Origin of the sequence: Labrenzia sp. THAF82 (assembly GCF_009363435.1) — a bacterium.
Classification (GTDB): domain Bacteria; phylum Pseudomonadota; class Alphaproteobacteria; order Rhizobiales; family Stappiaceae; genus Roseibium; species Roseibium porphyridii.
The window spans coordinates 4490693-4511690 of sequence record NZ_CP045354.1 but is presented as its reverse complement, the minus strand read 5'-3'; the positions used below and the strand labels follow the sequence as shown (position 1 = coordinate 4511690).

At 55.3% G+C, this 20998-nt stretch carries 22 protein-coding genes; 19 read left to right on the top strand and 3 right to left on the bottom strand.

The features are described from left to right. Positions 1-138: 138 nt before the first annotated feature. The 11 genes from hisD to FIV00_RS20705 all read left to right on the top strand — a co-directional run bounded on the left by hisD (position 139) and on the right by FIV00_RS20705 (position 10447). Positions 139-1449, top strand: coding sequence for a histidinol dehydrogenase (gene hisD, locus FIV00_RS20755; protein ID WP_152502545.1), 1311 nt, complete (start codon positions 139-141; stop codon positions 1447-1449). Then, complete coding sequence (locus tag FIV00_RS20750) at positions 1446-2078, top strand: glutathione S-transferase family protein (RefSeq protein WP_152502544.1); 633 nt, start codon at positions 1446-1448, stop codon at positions 2076-2078. Before hisD ends, FIV00_RS20750 begins: the two co-directional genes overlap by 4 nt. Further along, positions 2075-3130 (top strand): ester cyclase, encoded by a 1056-nt coding sequence (locus FIV00_RS20745; protein ID WP_152502543.1) that lies wholly within the window; start codon positions 2075-2077, stop codon positions 3128-3130. The genes FIV00_RS20750 and FIV00_RS20745 overlap by 4 nt, the downstream gene beginning before the upstream one ends. After that, the gene (locus FIV00_RS20740) at positions 3127-3894 is read left to right on the top strand and encodes an SDR family NAD(P)-dependent oxidoreductase (protein WP_152502542.1); all 768 of its coding nucleotides are present in this window, start codon (positions 3127-3129) and stop codon (positions 3892-3894) included. Before FIV00_RS20745 ends, FIV00_RS20740 begins: the two co-directional genes overlap by 4 nt. Next, positions 3894-4925, top strand: coding sequence for a LacI family DNA-binding transcriptional regulator (locus FIV00_RS20735; protein ID WP_152502541.1), 1032 nt, complete (start codon positions 3894-3896; stop codon positions 4923-4925). Before FIV00_RS20740 ends, FIV00_RS20735 begins: the two co-directional genes overlap by 1 nt. After that, entirely contained in the window at positions 4912-5880 is a 969-nt protein-coding gene (locus FIV00_RS20730; RefSeq protein WP_152502540.1) for an ester cyclase, read from the top strand. Before FIV00_RS20735 ends, FIV00_RS20730 begins: the two co-directional genes overlap by 14 nt. Before the next feature lie 30 nt (positions 5881-5910). Continuing rightward, on the top strand, positions 5911-6876 hold the full coding sequence (locus tag FIV00_RS20725) for a cupin domain-containing protein (RefSeq protein WP_152502539.1): 966 nt from the start codon (positions 5911-5913) through the stop codon (positions 6874-6876). 50 nt (positions 6877-6926) lie between these two features. Continuing rightward, the gene (locus FIV00_RS20720) at positions 6927-8060 is read left to right on the top strand and encodes a cobalamin-independent methionine synthase II family protein (RefSeq protein WP_152502538.1); all 1134 of its coding nucleotides are present in this window, start codon (positions 6927-6929) and stop codon (positions 8058-8060) included. Continuing rightward, a complete protein-coding gene (locus tag FIV00_RS20715) occupies positions 8057-8749 on the top strand; it encodes an alpha/beta fold hydrolase (protein ID WP_152502537.1) in 693 nt (230 codons plus the stop codon). The genes FIV00_RS20720 and FIV00_RS20715 overlap by 4 nt, the downstream gene beginning before the upstream one ends. Beyond that, positions 8749-9444 carry an RraA family protein gene (locus FIV00_RS20710; RefSeq protein ID WP_152502536.1) on the top strand — a complete coding sequence of 232 codons (696 nt, stop codon included), beginning with the start codon at positions 8749-8751 and terminating at the stop codon, positions 9442-9444. Before FIV00_RS20715 ends, FIV00_RS20710 begins: the two co-directional genes overlap by 1 nt. Before the next feature lie 352 nt (positions 9445-9796). After that, positions 9797-10447: a peroxiredoxin gene (locus tag FIV00_RS20705; protein ID WP_152502535.1), complete on the top strand. Its 651-nt coding sequence runs from the start codon at positions 9797-9799 to the stop codon at positions 10445-10447. A 157-nt stretch (positions 10448-10604) separates the two neighbouring features. On the opposite strand, the gene FIV00_RS20700 is transcribed toward FIV00_RS20705, so the two are convergent. Next, entirely contained in the window at positions 10605-11006 is a 402-nt protein-coding gene (locus FIV00_RS20700) for a cytochrome c family protein (RefSeq protein ID WP_209006639.1), read from the bottom strand. Between the two features lie 172 nt (positions 11007-11178). Between FIV00_RS20700 and FIV00_RS20695 the strand changes: the two genes are divergently transcribed. Together FIV00_RS20695 and FIV00_RS20690 are read left to right on the top strand one after the other, a co-directional pair. Beyond that, positions 11179-13272: a 4Fe-4S binding protein gene (locus tag FIV00_RS20695; protein ID WP_152502534.1), complete on the top strand. Its 2094-nt coding sequence runs from the start codon at positions 11179-11181 to the stop codon at positions 13270-13272. A gap of 44 nt (positions 13273-13316) precedes the next feature. Continuing rightward, positions 13317-14195 carry an FAD:protein FMN transferase gene (locus tag FIV00_RS20690; protein ID WP_173006082.1) on the top strand — a complete coding sequence of 293 codons (879 nt, stop codon included), beginning with the start codon at positions 13317-13319 and terminating at the stop codon, positions 14193-14195. Positions 14196-14372: 177 nt separating this feature from the next. Here the strand turns inward: FIV00_RS20690 and FIV00_RS20685 are convergent, their stop codons facing one another. Together FIV00_RS20685 and pedF are read right to left on the bottom strand one after the other, a co-directional pair. After that, positions 14373-15290, bottom strand: a complete 918-nt coding sequence (locus tag FIV00_RS20685) for a transporter substrate-binding domain-containing protein (protein WP_152502532.1) — start codon at positions 15288-15290, stop codon at positions 14373-14375. Further along, positions 15290-16015 (bottom strand): cytochrome c-550 PedF, encoded by a 726-nt coding sequence (gene pedF, locus FIV00_RS20680; RefSeq protein ID WP_152502531.1) that lies wholly within the window; start codon positions 16013-16015, stop codon positions 15290-15292. Before pedF ends, FIV00_RS20685 begins: the two co-directional genes overlap by 1 nt. Before the next feature lie 164 nt (positions 16016-16179). Between pedF and FIV00_RS20675 the strand changes: the two genes are divergently transcribed. The 6 genes from FIV00_RS20675 to FIV00_RS20650 are packed head-to-tail and all read left to right on the top strand — an operon-like array spanning position 16180 to position 20900. After that, entirely contained in the window at positions 16180-17352 is a 1173-nt protein-coding gene (locus tag FIV00_RS20675; protein ID WP_152502530.1) for an ABC transporter substrate-binding protein, read from the top strand. Positions 17353-17355: 3 nt separating this feature from the next. Beyond that, positions 17356-18327 carry a YVTN family beta-propeller repeat protein gene (locus FIV00_RS20670; RefSeq protein ID WP_152502529.1) on the top strand — a complete coding sequence of 324 codons (972 nt, stop codon included), beginning with the start codon at positions 17356-17358 and terminating at the stop codon, positions 18325-18327. Positions 18328-18346: 19 nt separating this feature from the next. Next, entirely contained in the window at positions 18347-18805 is a 459-nt protein-coding gene (locus FIV00_RS20665) for a hypothetical protein (protein WP_152502528.1), read from the top strand. After that, positions 18802-19524 (top strand): ABC transporter ATP-binding protein, encoded by a 723-nt coding sequence (locus tag FIV00_RS20660; RefSeq protein WP_152502527.1) that lies wholly within the window; start codon positions 18802-18804, stop codon positions 19522-19524. Before FIV00_RS20665 ends, FIV00_RS20660 begins: the two co-directional genes overlap by 4 nt. Continuing rightward, positions 19521-20312: an ABC transporter permease gene (locus FIV00_RS20655; protein WP_152502526.1), complete on the top strand. Its 792-nt coding sequence runs from the start codon at positions 19521-19523 to the stop codon at positions 20310-20312. Before FIV00_RS20660 ends, FIV00_RS20655 begins: the two co-directional genes overlap by 4 nt. 39 nt (positions 20313-20351) lie before the next feature. Then, on the top strand, positions 20352-20900 hold the full coding sequence (locus tag FIV00_RS20650; RefSeq protein WP_152502525.1) for a tetratricopeptide repeat protein: 549 nt from the start codon (positions 20352-20354) through the stop codon (positions 20898-20900). Positions 20901-20998 lie beyond the last annotated feature (98 nt).

Genomic DNA, 20998 nt, shown 5'->3' with positions numbered 1-20998 from the left:
CCGCGAACCACTTCCAGAGCAATCTGAATAAGCATCTTGATTGTTCTGCATACGTATGCAAATTGAGAATTGACAACTTTGCGTAAAGGGCAGGAGGCCGGAACAAGACCTTCGCCGGCGCTTTGAAAGGGAAGAAACATGGCGATTGAATATCTCAAGCGTGGCAAGCCGGAAGCCGAACGGTCTGAGGATGACGCCAAGGTTCGTTCCATCGTCGAGGGAACGCTGCACGAGATCGAGACACGCGGCGATGCTGCCGTGCGCGAGCTCTCAGAAAAGTTCGACAATTACGCACCGCAGTCCTTCCGCCTGTCGCCGTCCGAAATTGAAGCCCTGATGAACAAGGTGTCGCCGCGTGACATGGCCGACATCAAGTTTGCGCAGGAGCAGGTGCGGAAATTTGCGCAGGCGCAACGCGAATCCATGCTCGACATCGAGGTGGAAACCTTGCCCGGTGTCATTCTCGGTCACAAAAACATCCCGGTTCAGTCGGTCGGCTGTTATGTGCCTGGTGGCAAGTTCCCGATGGTCGCTTCAGCGCATATGTCCGTCGCAACGGCATCCGTGGCGAAAGTACCGCGTATCGTTGCCGCAACGCCGCCTTTTAAAGGTGCGCCGAACCCCGCGGTTATCGCGGCCATGCATCTGGGTGGTGCACACGAGATTTACGTGCTCGGCGGTATTCAGGCAGTCGGCGCAATGGCGATCGGGACAGAGACCATAGACCCTGTACATATGCTGGTCGGTCCTGGAAACGCATTTGTTGCTGAAGCCAAGCGACAGCTGTTTGGGCGCGTCGGGATCGATCTCTTTGCAGGGCCGACGGAAACCATGGTCATTGCGGATGAAACGGTTGACGCTGAAATGTGCGCGACAGACCTTCTTGGGCAGGCAGAACATGGCTATAACTCTCCAGCCGTCCTCGTCACGAATTCCCGCAAGCTTGCATCCGGGACATTGACGGAAATCGACCGTCTCCTGGGCATTTTGCCGACAGCCGAGACTGCTTCGAAATCCTGGGAAGACTATGGCGAAGTCATTCTGTGTGACAGCTATGATGAGATGTTGGCTGTCGCCAACGATATTGCGTCTGAACATGTGCAGGTGATGACGGACAGGGACGATTGGTTCCTTGAAAACATGACTTGCTACGGTGCGCTGTTCCTGGGCGCTCGAACCAATGTTGCCAATGGTGACAAGGTCATCGGTACGAATCATACGCTGCCGACAAAGAAGGCCGGCCGCTACACAGGCGGCCTCTGGGTTGGGAAATTCCTGAAGACGCACTCTTACCAAAAAGTGCTGACAGACGAGGCCGCAGCTGAAATCGGCGCTTATTGTTCCCGTCTCTGCATGCTTGAGGGTTTCGTCGGCCATGCTGAACAGGCCAATATCCGGGTGCGCCGCTATGGAGGCGGCAATGTACCTTATGGAGAAGCAGCAGAATGATAAAGGTCCATGGACGTCTGACATCCGCCAATGTTCAGCCCGTCGTCTGGTGCCTGGAAGAACTGGGCATATCTTATGAACGTCTTGATGTCGGTGGGCCGTTCGGCGGCAATGACACGGCGGAATTTCTTGCAATGAATCCGCTGGGTCTGGTGCCCGTGTTGGAAGACGATGGTCAGACCCTCTCAGAGGCCATGACCATATTGCGTTACCTCATGCGCAAATATGGCGATCATCCCTCTGATCCGATGGCTGCTGCTCAGATCGAGCGCTGGGCAGACATGTCGAGGCAGCACATCTATGTCCCGCTTATCCCGACCATTTTCATACAATTTGTGCGCACCACGGTCGAAGACCGGAACGTAGCCGCAATTGCTGCGGCAGAGGCAACACTTAAACAAGCCATGACCATTGTCGAACAGTTGATAAAGGGTCCCTATATCGGCGGCGACACGCTTAACCTTGCCGACTTTCAGATTGGCGGTCTGCTGTACCGATACTATGAGCTGGAGTTTGACCGCGCGGATCTGCCGGGGCTCAAAGCATATTACGACCGACTGTGTGAACGCCCAGCCTTTCAGAAGAATGTCATGATCGATTTCTGGCCGATGAAGGTGCCAGGCGCATGACGCTGGACAGGCATACGCAGCACAAGCAACGCATCGCCTCCTTGCGCGAAGCGATGTACGATTTTGAGGAGGTGAGTGTCCGCAAGGCGCTCACCGACCTTTGTGCTCCGGATGCCGTGTTTCGTCTTTGCCATCCAATTGGCGAAACGACGGGAAGCGACGCTTTTTATGACAAGGCCTATGCTGCCTTGTTCAAGGCCATACCTGACCTGGAGCGCCGCGATACTATCGTGATGGCCGGGCCGACACCTGAGGGCAATGACTGGGTCGGATGCGGTGGGTATTACACCGGTTCTTTTTTGAGCCCCTGGCTCGATATCCCGGCGACCAGACACCAGGTCGCCATGCGTTTTCACGAGTTTTTCCGTTTTGCCGACGGCAAGGTGGTCGAGTTTCAGGCTCTTTGGGACATACCGGAGGTCATGATGCAGGCCAACGCCTGGCCTATGGCACCGAGTCTAGGCAGGGAGTGGCAAGTTCCGGGACCTGCCACTGCCGATGGCATTGTGCCAGGACCTTACGACGCAAGCGCCGGCGAGGTCACCTGTCAGCACATTATCGATATGCTCACTTACATGAAGCGGCACCCGTCGCAAGGTGGCCCTGAAGTTATGGAAATGCCGAGATTCTGGCACCCTCGGATGAGCTGGTACGGCCCGTCCGGTATCGGGACCGGACGCGGCATCGAGGGCTTCCGCAAATGGCACCAGATCCCATTCCTCAACGGTATGCCGGACCGAGGAAAATACGTGGATCAGGTCCAGTATCACTTCTTTGGCGATAGAAATTATGCCGCCGTGACCGGTTGGCCGAACATGATTCAGACCGTTTCGCACGACGGCTGGATGGGAATTGCGCCTTCCGGCAAGAAAATCACCATGCGCAGCCTGGATTTTTGGAGACTTGAGAACGGACTGATCCGTGAAAACTGGGTGCTGGTCGATCTGCTGGACGCCTATGCGCAACTCGATGTCGACGTTTTCCATCGTCTCCGGGAATTCAACAAGGCCAGTGCGGGCTTTGACCCAGACACCGGAGTGGCCCTTAAATGATCGAGCTTCCTTCCACCCCAAGTTTTTCTCTCGCCGGAAAACGTGTCCTTGTTACAGGCGCTTCATCCGGTATCGGGTTGGCTTGTGCCACAGCATTGGCGGAAGCTGGTGGCGAGGTTGTCCTGGCTGCCCGACGCGAGGAAAAGCTCAAAGAGGCCGTCGAAGCGCTCAATGGACGAGGCTGGAAGGCATCTGCTTTGCAGCTCGATATTGCCGATGTGCTGGAGGTGCAGGTGAGCGTGGAAAGGCACGGGCCGTTTGACGTACTTGTAAACAGTGCAGGCCTTGCTCGGCACACTCCGGCGACACAAACCACGCCTGAAGATTTTGACGCGGTGATGAATGTCAATCTGAGGGGCGCTTATTTCATCACGCAGTGTGTCGCCAGGGGCCTGATCGAAGCGGGGAGACCCGGTTCCCTGATCAACATGTCATCTCAGATGGCGCATGTCGGTGGCATCGATCGCGCAGTCTATTGTGCATCGAAATTTGCCGTCGAAGGCTTCACCAAGGCAATGGCCCTGGAATTCGGGCCCAAGCAGGTGCGGGTCAACACCATTTGCCCAACCTTCATCCGAACACCCTTCACCGAACAGACCTTCGACAATCCTGAGCGTGTCAAATGGATCGAACAAAAGATCAAGTTGGGACGCACTGGCGTTGTGGAAGACATCATGGGCGCGGTGCATTACCTGGCAAGTGATGCATCGTCCCTCGTGACCGGAACGTCCATGCTGATCGACGGAGGTTGGACGGCAGATTGATGGGCAACGAAAAAGTCACCTCAGTTGAAGTTGCGCGGCATGCCGGTGTCAGCCAGTCGGCGGTCAGCCGCGTTTTCACGCCAGGTGCCTCCGTGTCTCCGAAAATGGCAGACAAAGTCCTGAAAGCGGCTGAGGAGCTTGGATATCGGCCAAATGTTCTCGCCCGCTCACTGATCACGGGGCGCTCTCGCATCATCGGCCTCGTTGTGGCCTATCTGGAAAACCAGTTTTACCCGGATGCTTTGGAAAAGCTTTCAAATGCCCTTCAGGCACACGGGTACCACATTCTTGTTTTCATGGTGTCGAATGATGATGCCGGCATCGACAAGGTGATGGGTGAACTGCTCGACTACCAGGTCGACGGCATCATCACCGCCTCGGTCGGCATGTCGAACGAGCTTGCTTCTCGCTGCTCGAGCGCCGGTGTGCCAGTGGTGCTATTCAACCGTGGGCAGGATGACGAGCGCCTCAATCAGGTGACTTCCAACAATTTCGAAGGTGGCCGAAAGATTGCTGAATTCCTGGTGGCCGGCGGTCACAAACGCATCGCGCATATTGCCGGATGGGCTGGTTCTTCAACAGGACGGGACCGTGAAGCAGGTTTCCGGGCGGGGCTGGCAGCAGCAGGTCAGGACCTGGTGGCCTGTGTTGACGGAATGTACAGGCGTGAGACGGCGGCCGCTGCAGCACTAGACATGTTCAAGGGCGAGGACCGCCCTGACGCGGTTTTTGTCGGCAACGATCATATGGCTTTCGCCGTCATGGACGTTTTGCGGTTTGAGTTGAAACTGGATGTTCCAGGCGATGTTTCGGTCGTCGGCTACGATGACGTGCCTCTTTCTTCCTGGCCCGCGTACGACCTGACAACGTTGCGCCAACCTTCCAACCGGATGGTGGAAGCGACGGTTTCCACGCTGCTTGGCTGGATCGAGGAAGGCAGCAAGGACGTTCAGAAAATCAAGATTGATGGGCCGCTCATGATCCGCGGGTCCGCACGTATACCGGAAGGATGGCCGAATGAAAGGCTTTGACCCGCGCTGGAAGGATTTTCCCGATTATATCATCGGGATCACCCGGGAAATCTGGGAACAGCGAAAGATTGCCACGCTTCATCACTACTATTCCGACGACATCGTAGTTCGTTCGCCAGGGTCTGTCGTTGTTGGCAACCAGGACGTTATCGGTGCGACAATGGCAACACTTGCCGAGTTTCCTGATCGCACGCTTCTGGGAGAAGATGTCATTTGGTCCGGTTCGCCTGAAGAAGGCATGCTGTCGTCTCACCGGATCATTTCTACAGCGACCCATCTCGGGGGCGGTGTCTACGGCAAGGCAAGCGGCAAGAAACTCCGGTACCGGATCATCGCCGACTGTCACGCGATCAACAATCAGATCAATGACGAGTGGCTGATCCGAGATCAGGGCGCAATCGTGCGCCAAATGGGCTGGGATCCGGCAGACTATGCGAGAGACCTCATTGTGCGTGAAGGCGGCCCTGAGGATTGTGTGCCTCCATTCACGCCGTCCATTGACCAGCCGGGACCATACAAGGGCAAAGGCAATGACAATGAGTGGGGCGCCAAATACGCGGACATTCTCACACGGATCATGAATGCCGATATGGCAGCCATAGAAGCTGAATATGATCGGGCCTGCCAGCTTGCCTATCCTGGTGGGGCTGCTGGTTGTTCCTGGGGTGATGCAGACCGGTTCTGGATGGGACTGCGTGCAAGCTTTCCGTCAGCAGAATTCAATATCGAGCACCAGATTGGGCGCGATGACCCTTTGATGCCACCGCGTGCGGCACTTCGTTGGTCGCTCCAGGGCATACATGACGGCTGGGGTGCCTTTGGACAGCCGTCCGGTGCCGAGGTCCATGTGATGGGCGCTGCCCATGCCGAGTTCGGCCCATGGGGCCTGCGCCGTGAATACGTACTTTTTGATGAAACGGCGGTCTGGAAACAGATTGTCCTGAAAACAGGCTGACCGCCAGCCACAACACCAACAGGTTCCGTTATGACCCCTGAAGAAATGGAAACACGGATCGTCCGATACGGCGATTTGAAACCCTGCCGTACGGCCTTTATCGATGCCCATACGCCGGGCTCCGATCAAAAGGAGAACTTTACGATCATTGGAGGCGGTGTTTCCGAAAGCCCGGACCAGCACGTCCATATCAAAGAGACGCCAGGCTTCAACATAGGTGCCGCCGGACAACCGCCAAAGTGTCGGAATTCACTTCACTCGCACACAACTGCCGAAGTGTTTTATGTCTTGAAAGGGCGCTGGCGTTTCTTCTGGGGTCGTTGGGGCAAGGCCGGGGAAATGGTGCTTGAAGAAGGCGACATCTTCAATATTCCGACCGGAATCTTCCGTGGTTTTGAAAACATCGGCACGGACTACGGGATGATCATGGCAATCCTTGGCGGTGACGATGCCGGCGGAGGGGTGACCTGGGCACCACAGGTGATCGAAGACGCAGCAGATCATGGTCTTGTGCTGGGTGAAAACGGCGTTCTTTATGACACCAAAAAAGGTCAGTCACTGCCTGCTGATGTCAATCCGATGCCCCTCTTGAGCGAAGAAGAACTCAAGGCGTTTCCGGAACCTGGCAACAACGCTGTCGTTCGCGATTATGTCGCGCGATACTGGGACATGATGGCGCTTGCAGCTGGCAATCCCTGTAAGGTTATCGGTGAAAACGCACTCCTCAAAGACAAACCGGGTTTTGAAGTCGAATTCCTGACCCGCGGATCGATCCCCGATACCGCCTACAAGCTGAACTGCCACGAGATCCTGATGGTCATGCGCGGTCATTGGAAACTCAGCTGGACAGGTGGCGAGAAGGTCTTGGCTCCGGGGGACACCTGCGCTGTGCCGCCAGAACTGGAGCACCGTCTGGAACCGTCGATGAGCGGAGAAGCCAGCCTCTTCAGAGTTATGAACACAGCCGACCCCGCCGGACCAACCTGGATCGGGTGACATTGAGTTTTGATGGACAGGCCAACCGGTTCCGCAAGGGGGAAATGCACATGAGCAAAATTGAAGTCACGCATGTGGGATCGCTTCCCCGCACGCAAAAAGTCGTCGACTACATATTCGCCCGGGAAAATGGTGACGACTATGAAGTCGCTGCGTTTGATGCGGCAATGACGGAAGCAGTCAATGACACCGTGCGCAAACAGGTGGATGCGGGTGTGTCCATTGTAAGCGATGGTGAGACTTCCAAGATTTCTTACGCGACTTACGTGAAGGATCGATACACTGGTTTTTCAGGTGACAGTCCGCGCAATGCTCCTGCTGACTTGAAGCTCTATCCGAGTTTTCTGAAACGCATCGCAGAAAGCGGCGGCACTCCGAAATACGCCCGGCCGATGTGTACTGGTGAAGTTCGTTCAAAAGGGCAGGGAGAGCTGGAAAAGGACATCGCCAATCTGAAGGCGGCGATGGCAGCCAATGGAGTCGAGCGCGGCTTTATGAATGCAGCGTCCCCTGGGGTGATCTCGCTCTTTTTGCAGAACGACTTTTATTCTTCGCGTGAGGCTTACCTTGAAGCCCTGGCCGAGGTCATGAAGGCGGAGTATGAGACAATCGTTGGTGCAGGGCTGGATTTGCAGCTGGATTGTCCCGACCTGGCCCTGTCGCGGCACATGCTCTTCACCGATCTGTCCGATGAAGAGTTTCTGAAGATTGCTGCGAGCCATATCGAGGCTCTCAACCATGCCCTGCAGAACATTGATCCAGCCAATGTGAGGATTCACATTTGCTGGGGCAACTACGAAGGACCGCACGTGTGCGATATTTCCATGGACAAGGTGTTTTCCACGTTGATGTCCGCGCGAGCAAGGTATGTCCTCTTCGAGACGTCAAATCCTCGCCATGCTCATGAATGGTCCGTCTTCAGGGATCGAAAATCTGAAATTCCCGAGGACAAGATCCTTGTACCGGGCGTTGTCGACACCACAACGAATTTTGTCGAGCACCCGGAAGCTGTTGCACAGCGTCTCGACCGGTTTGTCGACATTGTCGGTTCAGATAGGGTGATTGCGGGCTCCGATTGTGGCTTCGGAACATTTGCAGGTTTTGGTGCCGTTGATCCTGAAATTGCCTATGCCAAGCTTGGCGCACTCGCCGAAGGGGCTGCCATTGCCGGAGAGCGTGCGTGACACCTTTGGTCCTGTTGCCCGGCATGATGTGTGATGCGCGTCTTTACGGACCGCAGATCGCCGAATTGTCGGGCAAGGTGCCATTGCATCTGGCGCCTGTGACAGGGCATGCGAGCATCGGTGAACTGGCCGAAGAAATCCTGCAAAATGCGCCTTCTCGTTTCGCGCTCGCCGGCCTTTCAATGGGCGGCATTGTGGCAATGGAAGTTGTCCGCCAAGCGCCGGAGCGCGTTGCAAGGCTTGCATTGCTCGACACCAATCCGCGCGCCGAACTCGATGAGGTCAAGCAAGGCCGTGAACCGCAGATAGACAAGGTCCGGGCCGGCAGCCTCAAGGACGTCATGAGAGACGAATTGAAGCCCAATTATCTGGCAAACGGACCGCGTCGCCAGGATGTCCTGGATCTCTGCATGAATATGGCGCTGGATCTGGGGGCTGGTGTATTCGAACGCCAATCACGGGCCTTGCAGACACGGCCGGATCAACAGAAGACCTTGGCCGCAGTCGCGTGTCCGACCCTGATCCTCATGGGCGCCGAAGACAGGCTTTGCCCGCTCGACCGACACGAACTGATGCATGACCTCATAAGCGGATCGACTTTGACGGTCGTGGAAGGTGCTGGGCATCTCCCGACACTTGAACAACCTGACGCTGTCAACGAGGCGTTTAAAACCTGGCTGGAAATCTGATGGATACTGACCTCATCGACCTCCTGAAATCCGTCGATACCCCGACTGTCTGCAACGCAATCGAAGTCGCCGAAGGAGGGCGGGGTTTCAATCGCTTCACGCGCGGCACAATGTTGTGTTCCGCGCCAGAGGCCGGCGCGATGGTCGGAATTGCAAGAACGGCAAAGATCTCCGCTTTGGCACCGCCAACGGAGCCGGCCGAGGTTATCAAGGCTCGGCGTATGGATTACTACCGCTATATGTCGGAAGGTCCACGTCCGGCGATAACGGTTGTCGAAGACCTCGACTATCCAAATGCGATTGGTGCCTTCTGGGGGGAGATCAACACAACGCTGCACAAGGGGTTTGATCTGGCAGGCACACTCACCAATGGCGTCATGCGCGATCTTGGCGACTTGCCTGAAGGGTTTCCGGTTGTCGCCGGATCCATCGGCCCGAGCCATGGATATGTGCATGTGAAGGAAATCGACACGCCCGTGAAGATCTTTGGCCTTGATATTCACCCAGGTGAACTTGTGCACGCTGACCGCCACGGTGCACTTGTGATACCGGATGCGGTCTTGCCAAACCTTGCAAATGCCATCCGAAAACTTCTGGAAACAGAAATGCTGGTTTTGGGCCCTGCGCGCGAACCAGGGTTCAATTTCGAGAAATTTCAAGCCGCATGGACCGCGTTCGAAAAAGCGCGAACGTGAGCTTGTTGTCTGCTCTTCAAGGGCCCCGGCAGCGGGGCTGGTTCAAACTTGCCTAGCGTTTTACAGAGTGTCGATTTGACGCCAATTCAAATGAGCTCATTTGGTGGTTGTTTTCGTTGAGCGCGGCACAACTGGCTCCTTGAAAGTGCTTGGCTGAGAATGCATATCGAGTGAAACAGACCAAGGTCAGTTCCGTGAGCATTTCGGTTCGGCTGGGTTTTCTCGGTAAAGGTACTCATTGCCGCATTGGACCAAGTGCCGAACATGCACTAAACATCAAGCCGAACTCATCAAGCAGGGCTGATCATTCGCCTTCCGCCTCCGATCCACGAAGACTGAAAGGACACATCACATGTCACTTCGTATCAACGATACAGTTCCGAATTTCACAGCTGAAACCGACCATGGTCAGATCACTTTCCATGACTGGATCGGCGACAGCTGGGCGATCCTGTTCAGTCACCCCAAAGACTTCACCCCGGTGTGCACCACTGAGTTCGGCGCTGTTGCACAGCTTGCAGCGGAATGGGAAAAGCGGGGCACCAAGGTGATCGGCGTGTCGGTCGACAGCGCGGATGATCACAAGAAGTGGAAAGCCGATATTGAAAAGGTCGGTGGTGCTGCTGCCGGTTTTCCGATCATTGCCGACGAGGGGCTGGAAGTTTCAAAGGCCTTCGACATGTTGCCGTCAGAAGCGTATCTGCCGGATGGGCGTACACCTGCAGACAGTGCGACTGTGCGTTCGGTTTTCATTATCGGACCGGACAAGCAGCTGAAACTGTCGATGACCTACCCGATGACGGTCGGCCGTAACTTTGCCGAAGTGTTGCGTGCGCTTGATGCGCTGCAGACAACAGGCAAGGGTGTTGCAACACCGGCCAACTGGGAAGTCGGTCAGGACGTAATCATCCCGGCGACCGTAAGTGACGAAGATGCCAAGGCAAAGTTCGGTTCGTTTGAGACCGTTCTGCCGTATTTGCGCAAAACCAAGGTTCCGGCCTAACGCAAATAACCGGAACAGCACCCACGCGTGCTGTTCCGGCGTCTGATCGCAAACTCATTGCTGATTGAGCTGTTCGAAGGTGCCGGCAATCCGTTTTGCCAACCTTTACAAAGCCTCTGAAGTCTCGAGGCAGTTGATTTCCTGCCGTTTTTTCACGTCACTTGTCACTTTGTGGTGCAAGGCTTGCAAGGTACGTCAGGATAAAATCCTGGACAGTCCTGTCCTGAATGCCGACATGGCGCATCTTTGTTCCAGGAAGAAAACCGGTGTTGTCTTCCATCCAGGCGCGAAGCGCAGCAGGGGTCCAGACAATGCCTGAAGCGGCAAGAGCTTCAGAATAGTCATAGTCCGGAAACGTCCCGGCTCCTCGGCCAATGATGTTTTCAAGCGGTGGTCCGTAACTCGGGTCGTTCGAATTGGGTGCATGGCAGCGCCGGCACTCTACCCTGTAAAGCATTTCTCCAGCAGTAATCTTGGCCTTCTCAAAGACTTCCGATGCTTGTGCGGTTTGCGCAAGTGAAACCACTGCAATTGCCAAAAATACGTCCCGGATTGACATGGGATTTCTCCTCTTTTGGATAAGAGGAGGAAACGCCATGCGCAACTATGCGACGTTGATCTGGGTCAACGATTTTATTGTCCTTTGGTACAGGGCAGGGAATGCTTTCCGGAAACCTTCTTGATCTAAAGGACAGTTGCGTCAGTTTTTCCGAACAGAAAAACTGCCTCTCATGGAGGAGTTTCAAAACAGGGCGCTTGGCTGTCTGGGCGGGCTGGCAAAGCACATCGTCTTTGCCGCTGCGGTTCTTTTACTATTGCTCTCAGCAAGCAGCGCTGAGGAACTGGAGCGGGAAGAAGCAGCGCGTTACATCGAACCTCCCTATCAATTGGGGGACCTGCTTGAAGGCGGCATATATGAGCTGATCAACCTGGATGGCAGGGTTTCCGGCTACGCATTTGAGACGGAGCCTTTGGCACCACTTCCCGGTTTTTCAGGTGCCCCGATCAATCTGTTTGTCATTCTGACGCTGGAAGGGCGCCTGATTGACGTGGATATCGTTTCTCACAACGAACCGATCTTCGTCTCGGGGCTTGGCGAAGCCCCGTTTCAGGAATTCATTTCGCAATACAAGGGATACTCCATCACCGATTCACTGGTCATTGGTGTTCCCTATGGTGACCAAAGCAGCGGCTCATCGCTTGTTTATCTTGATGGTGTGACAAAGGCGACAGCCAGCGTGCGTATCGCTCATGAAACGCTGCTTGCTGCCGCGCTCAAGGTTGCGCGTGAAAAGATGCAAGGGATTGGCGGACGGGCAGCCGCCAAACCGGACCTTGAACACGCTGAACCGTTGACCTGGGAGCAAATTGTTGAGGAGGGTATTGCGGGCCGCCGGGTGGTTACCAATCGTGAAGTCGACGATGCGTTTGCAGATTCGATCTGGGCCGATGACGACCCCGTGGCAAAGGATGAGCCGGACGAAATCTATCTGGACCTCTGGGTGGTCGATCTCGGCCCTCCTGCAATTGCCGAAGCCATTTTAGAGCCGGACAGTTTGAGCCAGCTCAGAAACTTCCAGGAGTTGTCGCCGGACGATGAGCCGATCCTTGTGATCGATGCAGGGCGCCACGGCCTTGTAACTGAGGATTTTGTGCGAAACACCAGCCCCAATTTGATCACGGCAAGTCAGGATGGCTTGCCGATTTCATTGCGGGACGCCGATCTGGATGTCGAATTGCGGGACGGCATACCCGGCGAATTTGCAATGGTGCTGCGGACAGATCGCCGACTGGGTTTCAATCCGATCGATGAATGGTCTTTGTCAGTCCGTGCTGTCCGGGAACATGGGTCTTTTCGGCCTGAAATCGGAACAGTTGACTTCACAGTTGCACACAAGACAGACGAGCGGTTTTTCATAAAGGACGAACCTCCCGCCCCTGTTCCAGTATGGCGCCAAGCTATGGATGCAAGGTCAGGTGACCTCGTGGTGCTTGCCGGCGGACTTGCCGCGCTGGTGCCTCTGCTGTTGCTGGGCCAGTCGAGATTGGCTGGGTTTCGACAATATACCCTTGTTCGGCTCGCAATTTTGGCGGGCGTGATCGGTTTCGTCGGATGGTGGGGACAAGGGCAGCTTTCCATTGCGACCGTCCTTGGCGTTGTGCGCAGCCTGTTCGAAGGGCAGAGCCTGGCATTCCTGCTCTATGACCCGTTTTCACTCTTGATCTGGGGTGTTGTGCTGCTGACATTTGTCATTTGGGGGCGCGGGTTCTTCTGCGGTTGGATGTGCCCTTTTGGCGCTATGCAGGAGTTCATGCACTATCTTGGCCGACTGTTGCGTCTTCCGCAGATCCAGGTTCCCGATCGCATCGACTTCTGGCTGGTCAAGCTCAAATATGTGATCCTTGCTGGCCTTCTCGCGCTTGCGATCTTGGCGCCAACCTATCTCGACACTGCCATTGAAGTGGAACCCTTCAAGACCGCGATAACAACTTTTTTTGTCCGGGAATGGTATTTTGTTCTTTATTGCGTCGGTCTGCTTTTGCTCAGCATGGTGGTGTTCAAGGGGTTCTGCCGCTACATCTGCCCGCTTGGGGCGGTGATGGCGATTGGCGGATTTCTGCGGCTGCGAGATTGGATTCCACGCAGGGATGTTTGTGGCAGTCCTTGTCAGCTATGCCGCGTAAAATGCAATTACAATGCAATCAAACCGACCGGTGGCATCAAATATGATGAGTGCTTTCAATGTCTTGATTGCGTGACCATTCATGACGACGACAATCAGTGCGTTCCGCTGATCCTTGCAAAACGGGGGAGGCAGCTTTGAAGCCTAGTCGACGCCGGTTCCTCACTATTATGGCCGGGTGTGCCATGTCGGCATCCGGAAGTTCTCCTGCGCAGTCTGAGGTGTCTGTCTGGCGCGGACGTGCACTCGGGGCGGAAGCGGAGATCCGGTTGTTCGGTGCCGACAAGACCAAGACAGGTCAGGCCATCGCCGCAGCAAGAGACACTGTGCTACGGATGGAAAGGTTGTTTTCCCTTTACCAACCGCGATCCGCATTGAACGCACTCAATGCGAACGGTTTCCTGGAAATGCCGCCCGAGTTCGCCCGCCTAATGAGTTTGGTGGACAAGATACACCGCCAGACTGACGGATTGTTCGACCCGACGGTTCAGCCCCTGATGGTGGCACAGGCGCGCGCGGACGGAGAGCTGTCAGCGACCGACAAGAAAGCGCTTGCGGAGAAGGTTGGGTGGGCCAAGGTTCAAAGGCAATCGGCGCATTTGTCGTTTGCCGTACCGGGAATGGCAATGACACTGAATGGAATAGCACAGGGCTTTGCAACGGATCGGGTTAGCGAAGTCCTGAATGCGCATGGTTTTGCGCCCCACCTGGTTCACATTGGTGAATACCGTGCGGGGGAACAGTCAGCACAAATTGGTATCGCCGGTCAGCAAGGTGAGTTGTTGGATAGCATTCAGCTTTTCAATTCGGCAGTAGCGACATCTGCGCCTTTGGGAACCCGTTTCGAAAACGGCAATGGCCACATTGTGAACCCGGATCTGACCAAAACCATCCCCAGTTGGCGATCTGTCAGCGTGAAGGCGAAGACCGCAGCTGAAGCTGACGGCCTTTCAACCGCGATTGCATTGACGGCATCACCCGAATTGGCGAAGCAAGCAGTAGAAATAGGCCTGGCGCAGGCAATCTGGCTCGAAGTGACCACGGGTGAATTGTTGCGTTTTTGATAAGGGGTACGGCCCAATCAACAGTAGGTTCAGTTCGTTCGAGCCTTGATCTGCTGTGTTTCCTAAGCCTGTGGGCGATGCAAAGGTAGGGCCTGGCAAGTCAAGACCATGCACATGCGCGCTCAGTTGACGTCTGAAAGTGTTCTGTACACTTGGGGCCGCTTCGCGCGTTTCAGGCTACCAATCGGGTTGCGTGTAGGTCAGGCCATGGTCTTCAAAGATCTTCGCCATCCGCCCGTCCTCAACGGCATAACGGATAGCATCATCGACCGCATAGGATAGCGGGCGCCAGTTGTGTCGTACCGCAAGTCCCAGTGTCCAGGAAGACTTGGCCAATCCGGGGAAAGGGGGCAAGTGCACCGCTAACCCCTCAGTCAAATCGTGCTCAAGCTGAGATAGAGGTGCCATGACTGCCATGACCTCACCGTTCGCCAGGGCCGACATGGCGTCGCGCGCACTTGGATAACGGCGCATGTTTGACACAAGCTGGCCTCGAGCGAAGCCAGTCAGATAAAAATCAGAGAGAGTGTCGTTTTCAACGCCGACAGTGTCAAAACGGAAATAGGCAGGAACGGGTGGATCTTCCGGATAGGCGTCCTTCCGGTAAGCAATGGCAAGCTGTTCGTTGTAGTACTGACCGTTCAGGACAACCATTTCATTCCGGCAACCGAGCTCACGATCATAAGGTACATGAAGCATGACGTTGGAGATCTGTCCGCCAATGAGCTTGCCGCGCCAGACGTTGTTGCGCAGGTCACCATCGACGTTTTCATCAGCTGCCGTGACAATGAACTGAGCCTCAACGCCAAGGTCTGCCGCAATCAGCTTGCCAATCTCGATATCCACGCCTTTCAAGATTCCGTTTTCCTTATAGGAAAATGGCGGAAAATCTTCATAAACAGCGATTTTGATCGACCCGCGTTCCTGGATATCGTCAAGGCTCCGGCCAACGATATCGCGACCCACATTTTGCGGCTTGCGTTCCGCTTCATCGCCGAAACGCACATTTTCACAGTTCTGAGCAAACGCATCAGTCCCGGCCATGGTGATCATGGCCAGGACTGCGATCGCTGCTTGTCGCGCAAGTTTGAACATTATTCGGCGGCCGATAGTCCGATCGTCAGTATCTCAGCGGTTTTCTTAAGACTGTCATCTGAACCATCCAACTGCAGGACGGCCCGGGATGCAACGGAATCCGCTCGAGGAGCGCCGGAACCTGTTTCCAGGGAATTGGCAATTTCCTCCATTTCCAAGCGCAGCGGTGCGATCGTGCTTTCAGCTTCAGCTGCAGGGATGGACTTTTCGGAGAGTTCCTTGATCACATCTCGTATTGCCTTCAAACGCTCCGAATGTGGATCAAGTGCGCCTTCGTCTGGCCGCGTTTCAACATAAGTGCGAATGGCCCATGCTGCTTCCTGGCCGAGCAATTCGCCGAATGCCGGCATCTTGGTAATGCCGTTCTGAGTGTAGCCGTTCTGGTACCGCTCCAAGTACCATTCGTCCCCGAAGTCGTCGGCCTCCAGATATCTGAGGTCGGGGGCCAGCCCGCCGGAAATCACCTCCAGGCCATGGCAGCGTGCACAATTCTGATTATAGCCCGACGCGCCGACCTTGACCGCCAGCGCCCAGAATTCACTGTCTGGATCTCTCCAGGGATTTTCCAGGAGCCACTCTTCGCCGAGATCAGGAAGACCGGCCGTATCGACCGCCTGTGGCGCTACATCGCCATGAGCTTCCACACGTCCCATCGGGTCAAGTGATGTCAGGGAAAGGGCGGTTCCAGCCGCAAAGATGCCCAGCATGCATTTGCGAAAATTCATGAGTTCTCTCCTCCCGAGATCGTCGCGAATAAATACGCACAGCTGATGAAGAGGCGCTATTGTACCAAGGGACAAGTCTCCTTTCCTTGCTTCCGTAGTGACTGTCAGACTAACCTGTTGGTTGTTGAATGTTCACGCGTATTCGGATCACGGAGACTGGTCGAATGATTATCAGGTCGATCGCGAAATACTTAGTGATATTATGGGTTTGTTGCGGTGCGGCATATGCTGAAGTTGCCGTTACGATCGGTTATCTGGAGCAATTGGAACCACAACCTCCGGTACTCTCAAATCTCGACCCGGTTCCCGCCGATGAGGGTTTGGCCGGTGCAGGAATTGGCCTAAAGGACAATGCAACGACCGGCCGCTTTTTGAAGCAGACTTATGCGCTGGAGGCACGGATCGTGGAAGAAGGCGGAGACTTTGCTGCCGCCGCGCGTGACCTGCTGTCGATCACACCCTTTATCATCGTCAAGGCACCCAGGGACAAGTTATTGGCATTGGCGGATCTGCCGGAAGCCAACGCTGCGGTCATCTTCAATGTGAGCGCGAACGACACGGATCTGAGGGATGCATCTTGCCGGGCAAATGTTTTGCACACTCTGCCTTCAAGGGCCATGCTGACTGATGCTCTTGCCCAATTCGGCGTTCGCAAGAAATGGACGGACTGGGTCGTGATTGCCGGACCAAACCCAAAAGACCAGGCCTATGCCGATGCTCTTGAGAGGTCGGCAAAGAAATTCGGTGTGAGCATCCGTGAAAGCAAGGTCTGGGATATTGATGCGGACATGCGTCGTACTGCCTTCCAGGAATTGCCCTTGTTCACGCAGGATTTTCCCGAGCATGACCTTTTGGTTGTCGCCGATGAGACAGATGACTTCGGCCGGTACGTCCCCATGAACTTGTGGCAACCCAGGCCGGTTGCCGGAACAGAGGGGCTGGTTCCCACTGCATGGCACAGGACTGTGGAACAATGGGGCGCTGCGCAACTGCAAAAGCGTTTCGATAGGGCCGCAGACAGGCCAATGCGATCCGTCGACTATGCGGCTTGGGCGGCAATGCGGGCGATCGGAGAGGCTGTTACACGTACAAACCAGGCGGATGCCGCAGCCATACGCGGGTACCTGCTTTCGGACAAATTCGAGTTGGCCGGATTCAAGGGCAGGCCACTGACCTTCCGGTCTTGGAATGGCCAATTGCGCCAGCCGATCCCGCTCATACATTCGCGCGCGTTGGTGGCACAGGCCCCGCTGGAGGGGTTCCTCCATCAGCGCACCGAGCTCGATACCCTTGGAATAGACGAAGCGGAAAGCGCGTGTACCGCGTATAGGGAGTGAATCATGCGAAGGTTATGGCCAATCATTGGGCTCGCAGCCGGGATGGGGCTGACGTCTGCACTGGCTGACGAGATTTGGGTGTCCAACGAAAAAGACGACACGATCAGTGTGATCGACATCGACACACTCGAAGTTGTCCGCACGATCGACGTTGGCGAAAGGCCACGCGGCATCACATTCGCCATCGACCATTCCGTGCTCTACCTATGCGCATCCGACAGCGACACGGTGCAGGTCATAGACCCGGAAACGGGCAAGATTCTGCACGAACTTCCTTCCGGTGAAGACCCGGAACAATTCGTGTTGCACCCGGACAACCGACATCTTTACATCGCCAACGAGGATGACGCGATCACAACCGTGGTGGACACTGAGACAAAACGTGTTGTGGCACAGATCGATGTTGGAATTGAACCGGAAGGGATGGCGGTCTCGCCGGATGGGAAGATTGCGATCACGACATCTGAGACGACCAACATGGCTCATTGGATCGACACCAGTACGCAGGAACTGTTCGCCAACACGATTGTCGATCAGCGCCCGCGCCATGCGGAGTTTACACTTGACGGTTCGGAACTCTGGGTCAGTTCGGAGATTGGCGGCACGATCACGGTTTTCGACAGGGAAAGCCAGCAGGAAAAGGCCAAGATAGAATTCGAGATACAGGGCATCCATCCCGATCGAGTTCAGCCTGTCGGTTTTGAAATGACGCGCGATGGCAAACACGTGTTCGTTGCTCTCGGTCCGTCTAATCATGTGGCTGTTGTCGATCCAAAAACCTATGAAGTGACGGACTACATCCTGGTCGGTCGCAGGGTTTGGCACATGGCATTCAACGGTGACGAGAGCCTGCTTTTTACCACCAATGGCCTTTCTGGAGATGTCACCGTTATTGATGTTGCCGAACTGGCGCCCATCAAATCGATCAAGGTGGGCCGCTTCCCGTGGGGAGCGGCGTTCCGGCCAACAAACTGAATAAATCTGGGAGGAAAATATGAAGTTTTTGCTCGCTTGCGCGACGACCCTGGCTATCCTGACTGCCCCGGTCCTCGCGAGTGAAGGGGATGACGATGACGACGATGCACCGACATTCGGCACTGCAGGTATCCTGTCGCGTGACAACAGGGAAGATCTTCCGGCACTGACCTTGTCTGCCGGTGTGCCGCTGAACGAAAGCGGAGCTCTCGAACTCAAATCCGGCACTTACTACGAGATTGAAATCGAGGCAGACGGCAGCCAGGAATTGGCATTGGCCGGGGCAGGGTTTTTCAGGGCGATCTGGATCGATGAGATTGTCATCGAAGGCATTGAGATCCGCCCGCTTGGCGTCGATAGTCTGGAATTCGACGAAGCGGGAACAGCTGAAATCAGCTTCCTTGCAATCAAGCCTGGAACCTACAGTTTCGGCGTTCCAGGCAGTGACCTTCAAACGCTTGAGATCACCATAAAGTGACGGTTCGCCTTGATGTTCAGGGCATCACGCATCGATTTGGAAAAAAGACTGCCCTGAACGATGTCAGTTTTAAACTGAACCCCGGGGCATTTTGCGCTCTTCTCGGTCCGAACGGAGCCGGGAAGAGCACCTTGTTTTCAATAATGACCCGGCTGTTTGTCCCTGATGCCGGTCAAGTCCTGGTTGATGGCTATTCGCTGGCGCGTGAACCCGGAAAGGCACTTGCACGCATCGGTGTGGTGTTCCAGCAGCCGACGCTCGACCTGGACCTTACGGTTTGGCGCAATCTCAAGTATTTCGCAGCCCTTCACGGCATGTCGGGCGCTGAGGCTGACAAGCGGATCACGGCATGCCTGGAGCGTGTAAACATGGCAGAGCGTGTCGGTGAAAAGGTCAGGACCCTCAATGGCGGACACAGGCGACGAATGGAAATTGCCCGTGCGTTGATCCACGATCCGCAGGTTCTCTTGCTCGATGAACCCACAGTTGGACTTGATGCCGCTACCAGGCAGTCGATCACAGCTTATGTTCATGATCTGGCACGCGAGCGGGATCTCGCAGTCCTGTGGGCAACGCATCTGGTTGATGAGATCAATGACGAAGATCGACTTGTCGTGCTTCATGAGGGCAGAATTTGCGCTGATGGACACGCGGGAGAAATTGCGACGGGCAGATCGCTTCAGTCTCGTTTTCTGGAGCTGACTGGAGACAACGAATGAGAGCCGCTCTGGTCTGCCTCCTGGCAATCATTCACCGCGAGGCCCTGCGATTTGTATCACAGCGCGGACGTTTTCTGGCGGCAATCGTCAGGCCATTGGTATGGCTGATCGTTTTTGCGGCCGGATTTCGTGCTGCACTCGGACTATCAATACAGCCGCCGTACCTGACCTATATAACTTATGAGATCTATATCGTTCCCGGACTGTGCGGCATGATACAGCTCTTTTCAGGCATGCAATCCTCGCTCAGTCTGGTCTATGACCGTGAAATGGGATCGATGCGCCTGCTTCTGACAAGTCCGATCCCACGCTGGTGGCTGCTGTTTTGCAAGCTGTTTGCAAGCACCATCATTTCGATTTTTCAGGTCTATACATTCCTCGCGATCGCAGGGCTCTTGGGCATCGGTTTCTCGCCGTCCGGCTATGCTGCCATTCTGCCCGCTCTCATTCTGAACGGACTGATGCTTGGCGCGCTCGGTCTCTTGCTGTCGAGCACGATCAATCAGTTGGAGAATTTCGCCGGCGTGATGAACTTCGTGATCTTTCCGATGTTCTTTCTGTCGACGGCTCTCTATCCGCTTTGGAAGATGGCGGAAGCCTCAACCATCCTGCGGGACATTTGTGCGTTCAATCCGTTTTCCCACGGCGTCGAACTCATTCGTTTTGCACTTTACGGACAGGTTGACTGGATAGCTTTGCTTTGGGTGGTGTTTGCTTTCGCAGTCTTTCTCTTTGTCAGTCTTTGGGGGTATGATCCGTCACGCGGCATGGTCAGGCGAAAGGCCTGAGCACGTGTCTGACGGGTTTTGTAAACAGGAGGCCCGGACATGAAATACGGACTTGTCACAATATTGCTCGCGACCGGAATTTTGGGGCAGAGCGCGCTGGCCGAACAGGTCGACAGTGGCGGAACACTCAATCCGGACGAAATGAGCCTCAGCAAATCGCTTAGCCGTGCTCTGGAGGGCGACGTTGATATGGTCGTGTGCGCACAGGGCTACATGCTGACAAAGAAAGGCGACCACGACGCGGCGCGCAAACTGTTTCGGACCTGCGCTGAACAAGGCTGGACAGGAACCATGACCTGGATGGCCTATATGGAGCAGAACGGTCTTGGAAAGGCTGAGAACCCGGAAACTGCTGCCGAATGGGACCGAAGAGCCGCCGAGGCTGGCGACCCAATCGGACAGTTCAACTACGGCCTGGATCTTCTGCGCGGTTATGGCGTCGAGCAGGACATTGACCTTGGCAAGAGTTTCATTGACCGATCAGCTGAGCAGGGCTTCGAAACCGCGGAAGAACTTCAGCAGGGTGGGTACGACTGGAAACTCGTTACACCAGATGCTGACGAATGGAAATTTCAACGTATTTACTAGGGCGATTGTTCGTTTGCGGGAGCGTTTGGACGACTGCGTTGGCCAGTTGTCCTGCAGCTGAACAATAGACTGCATGTCACAGTTCTGCGGATCCATTT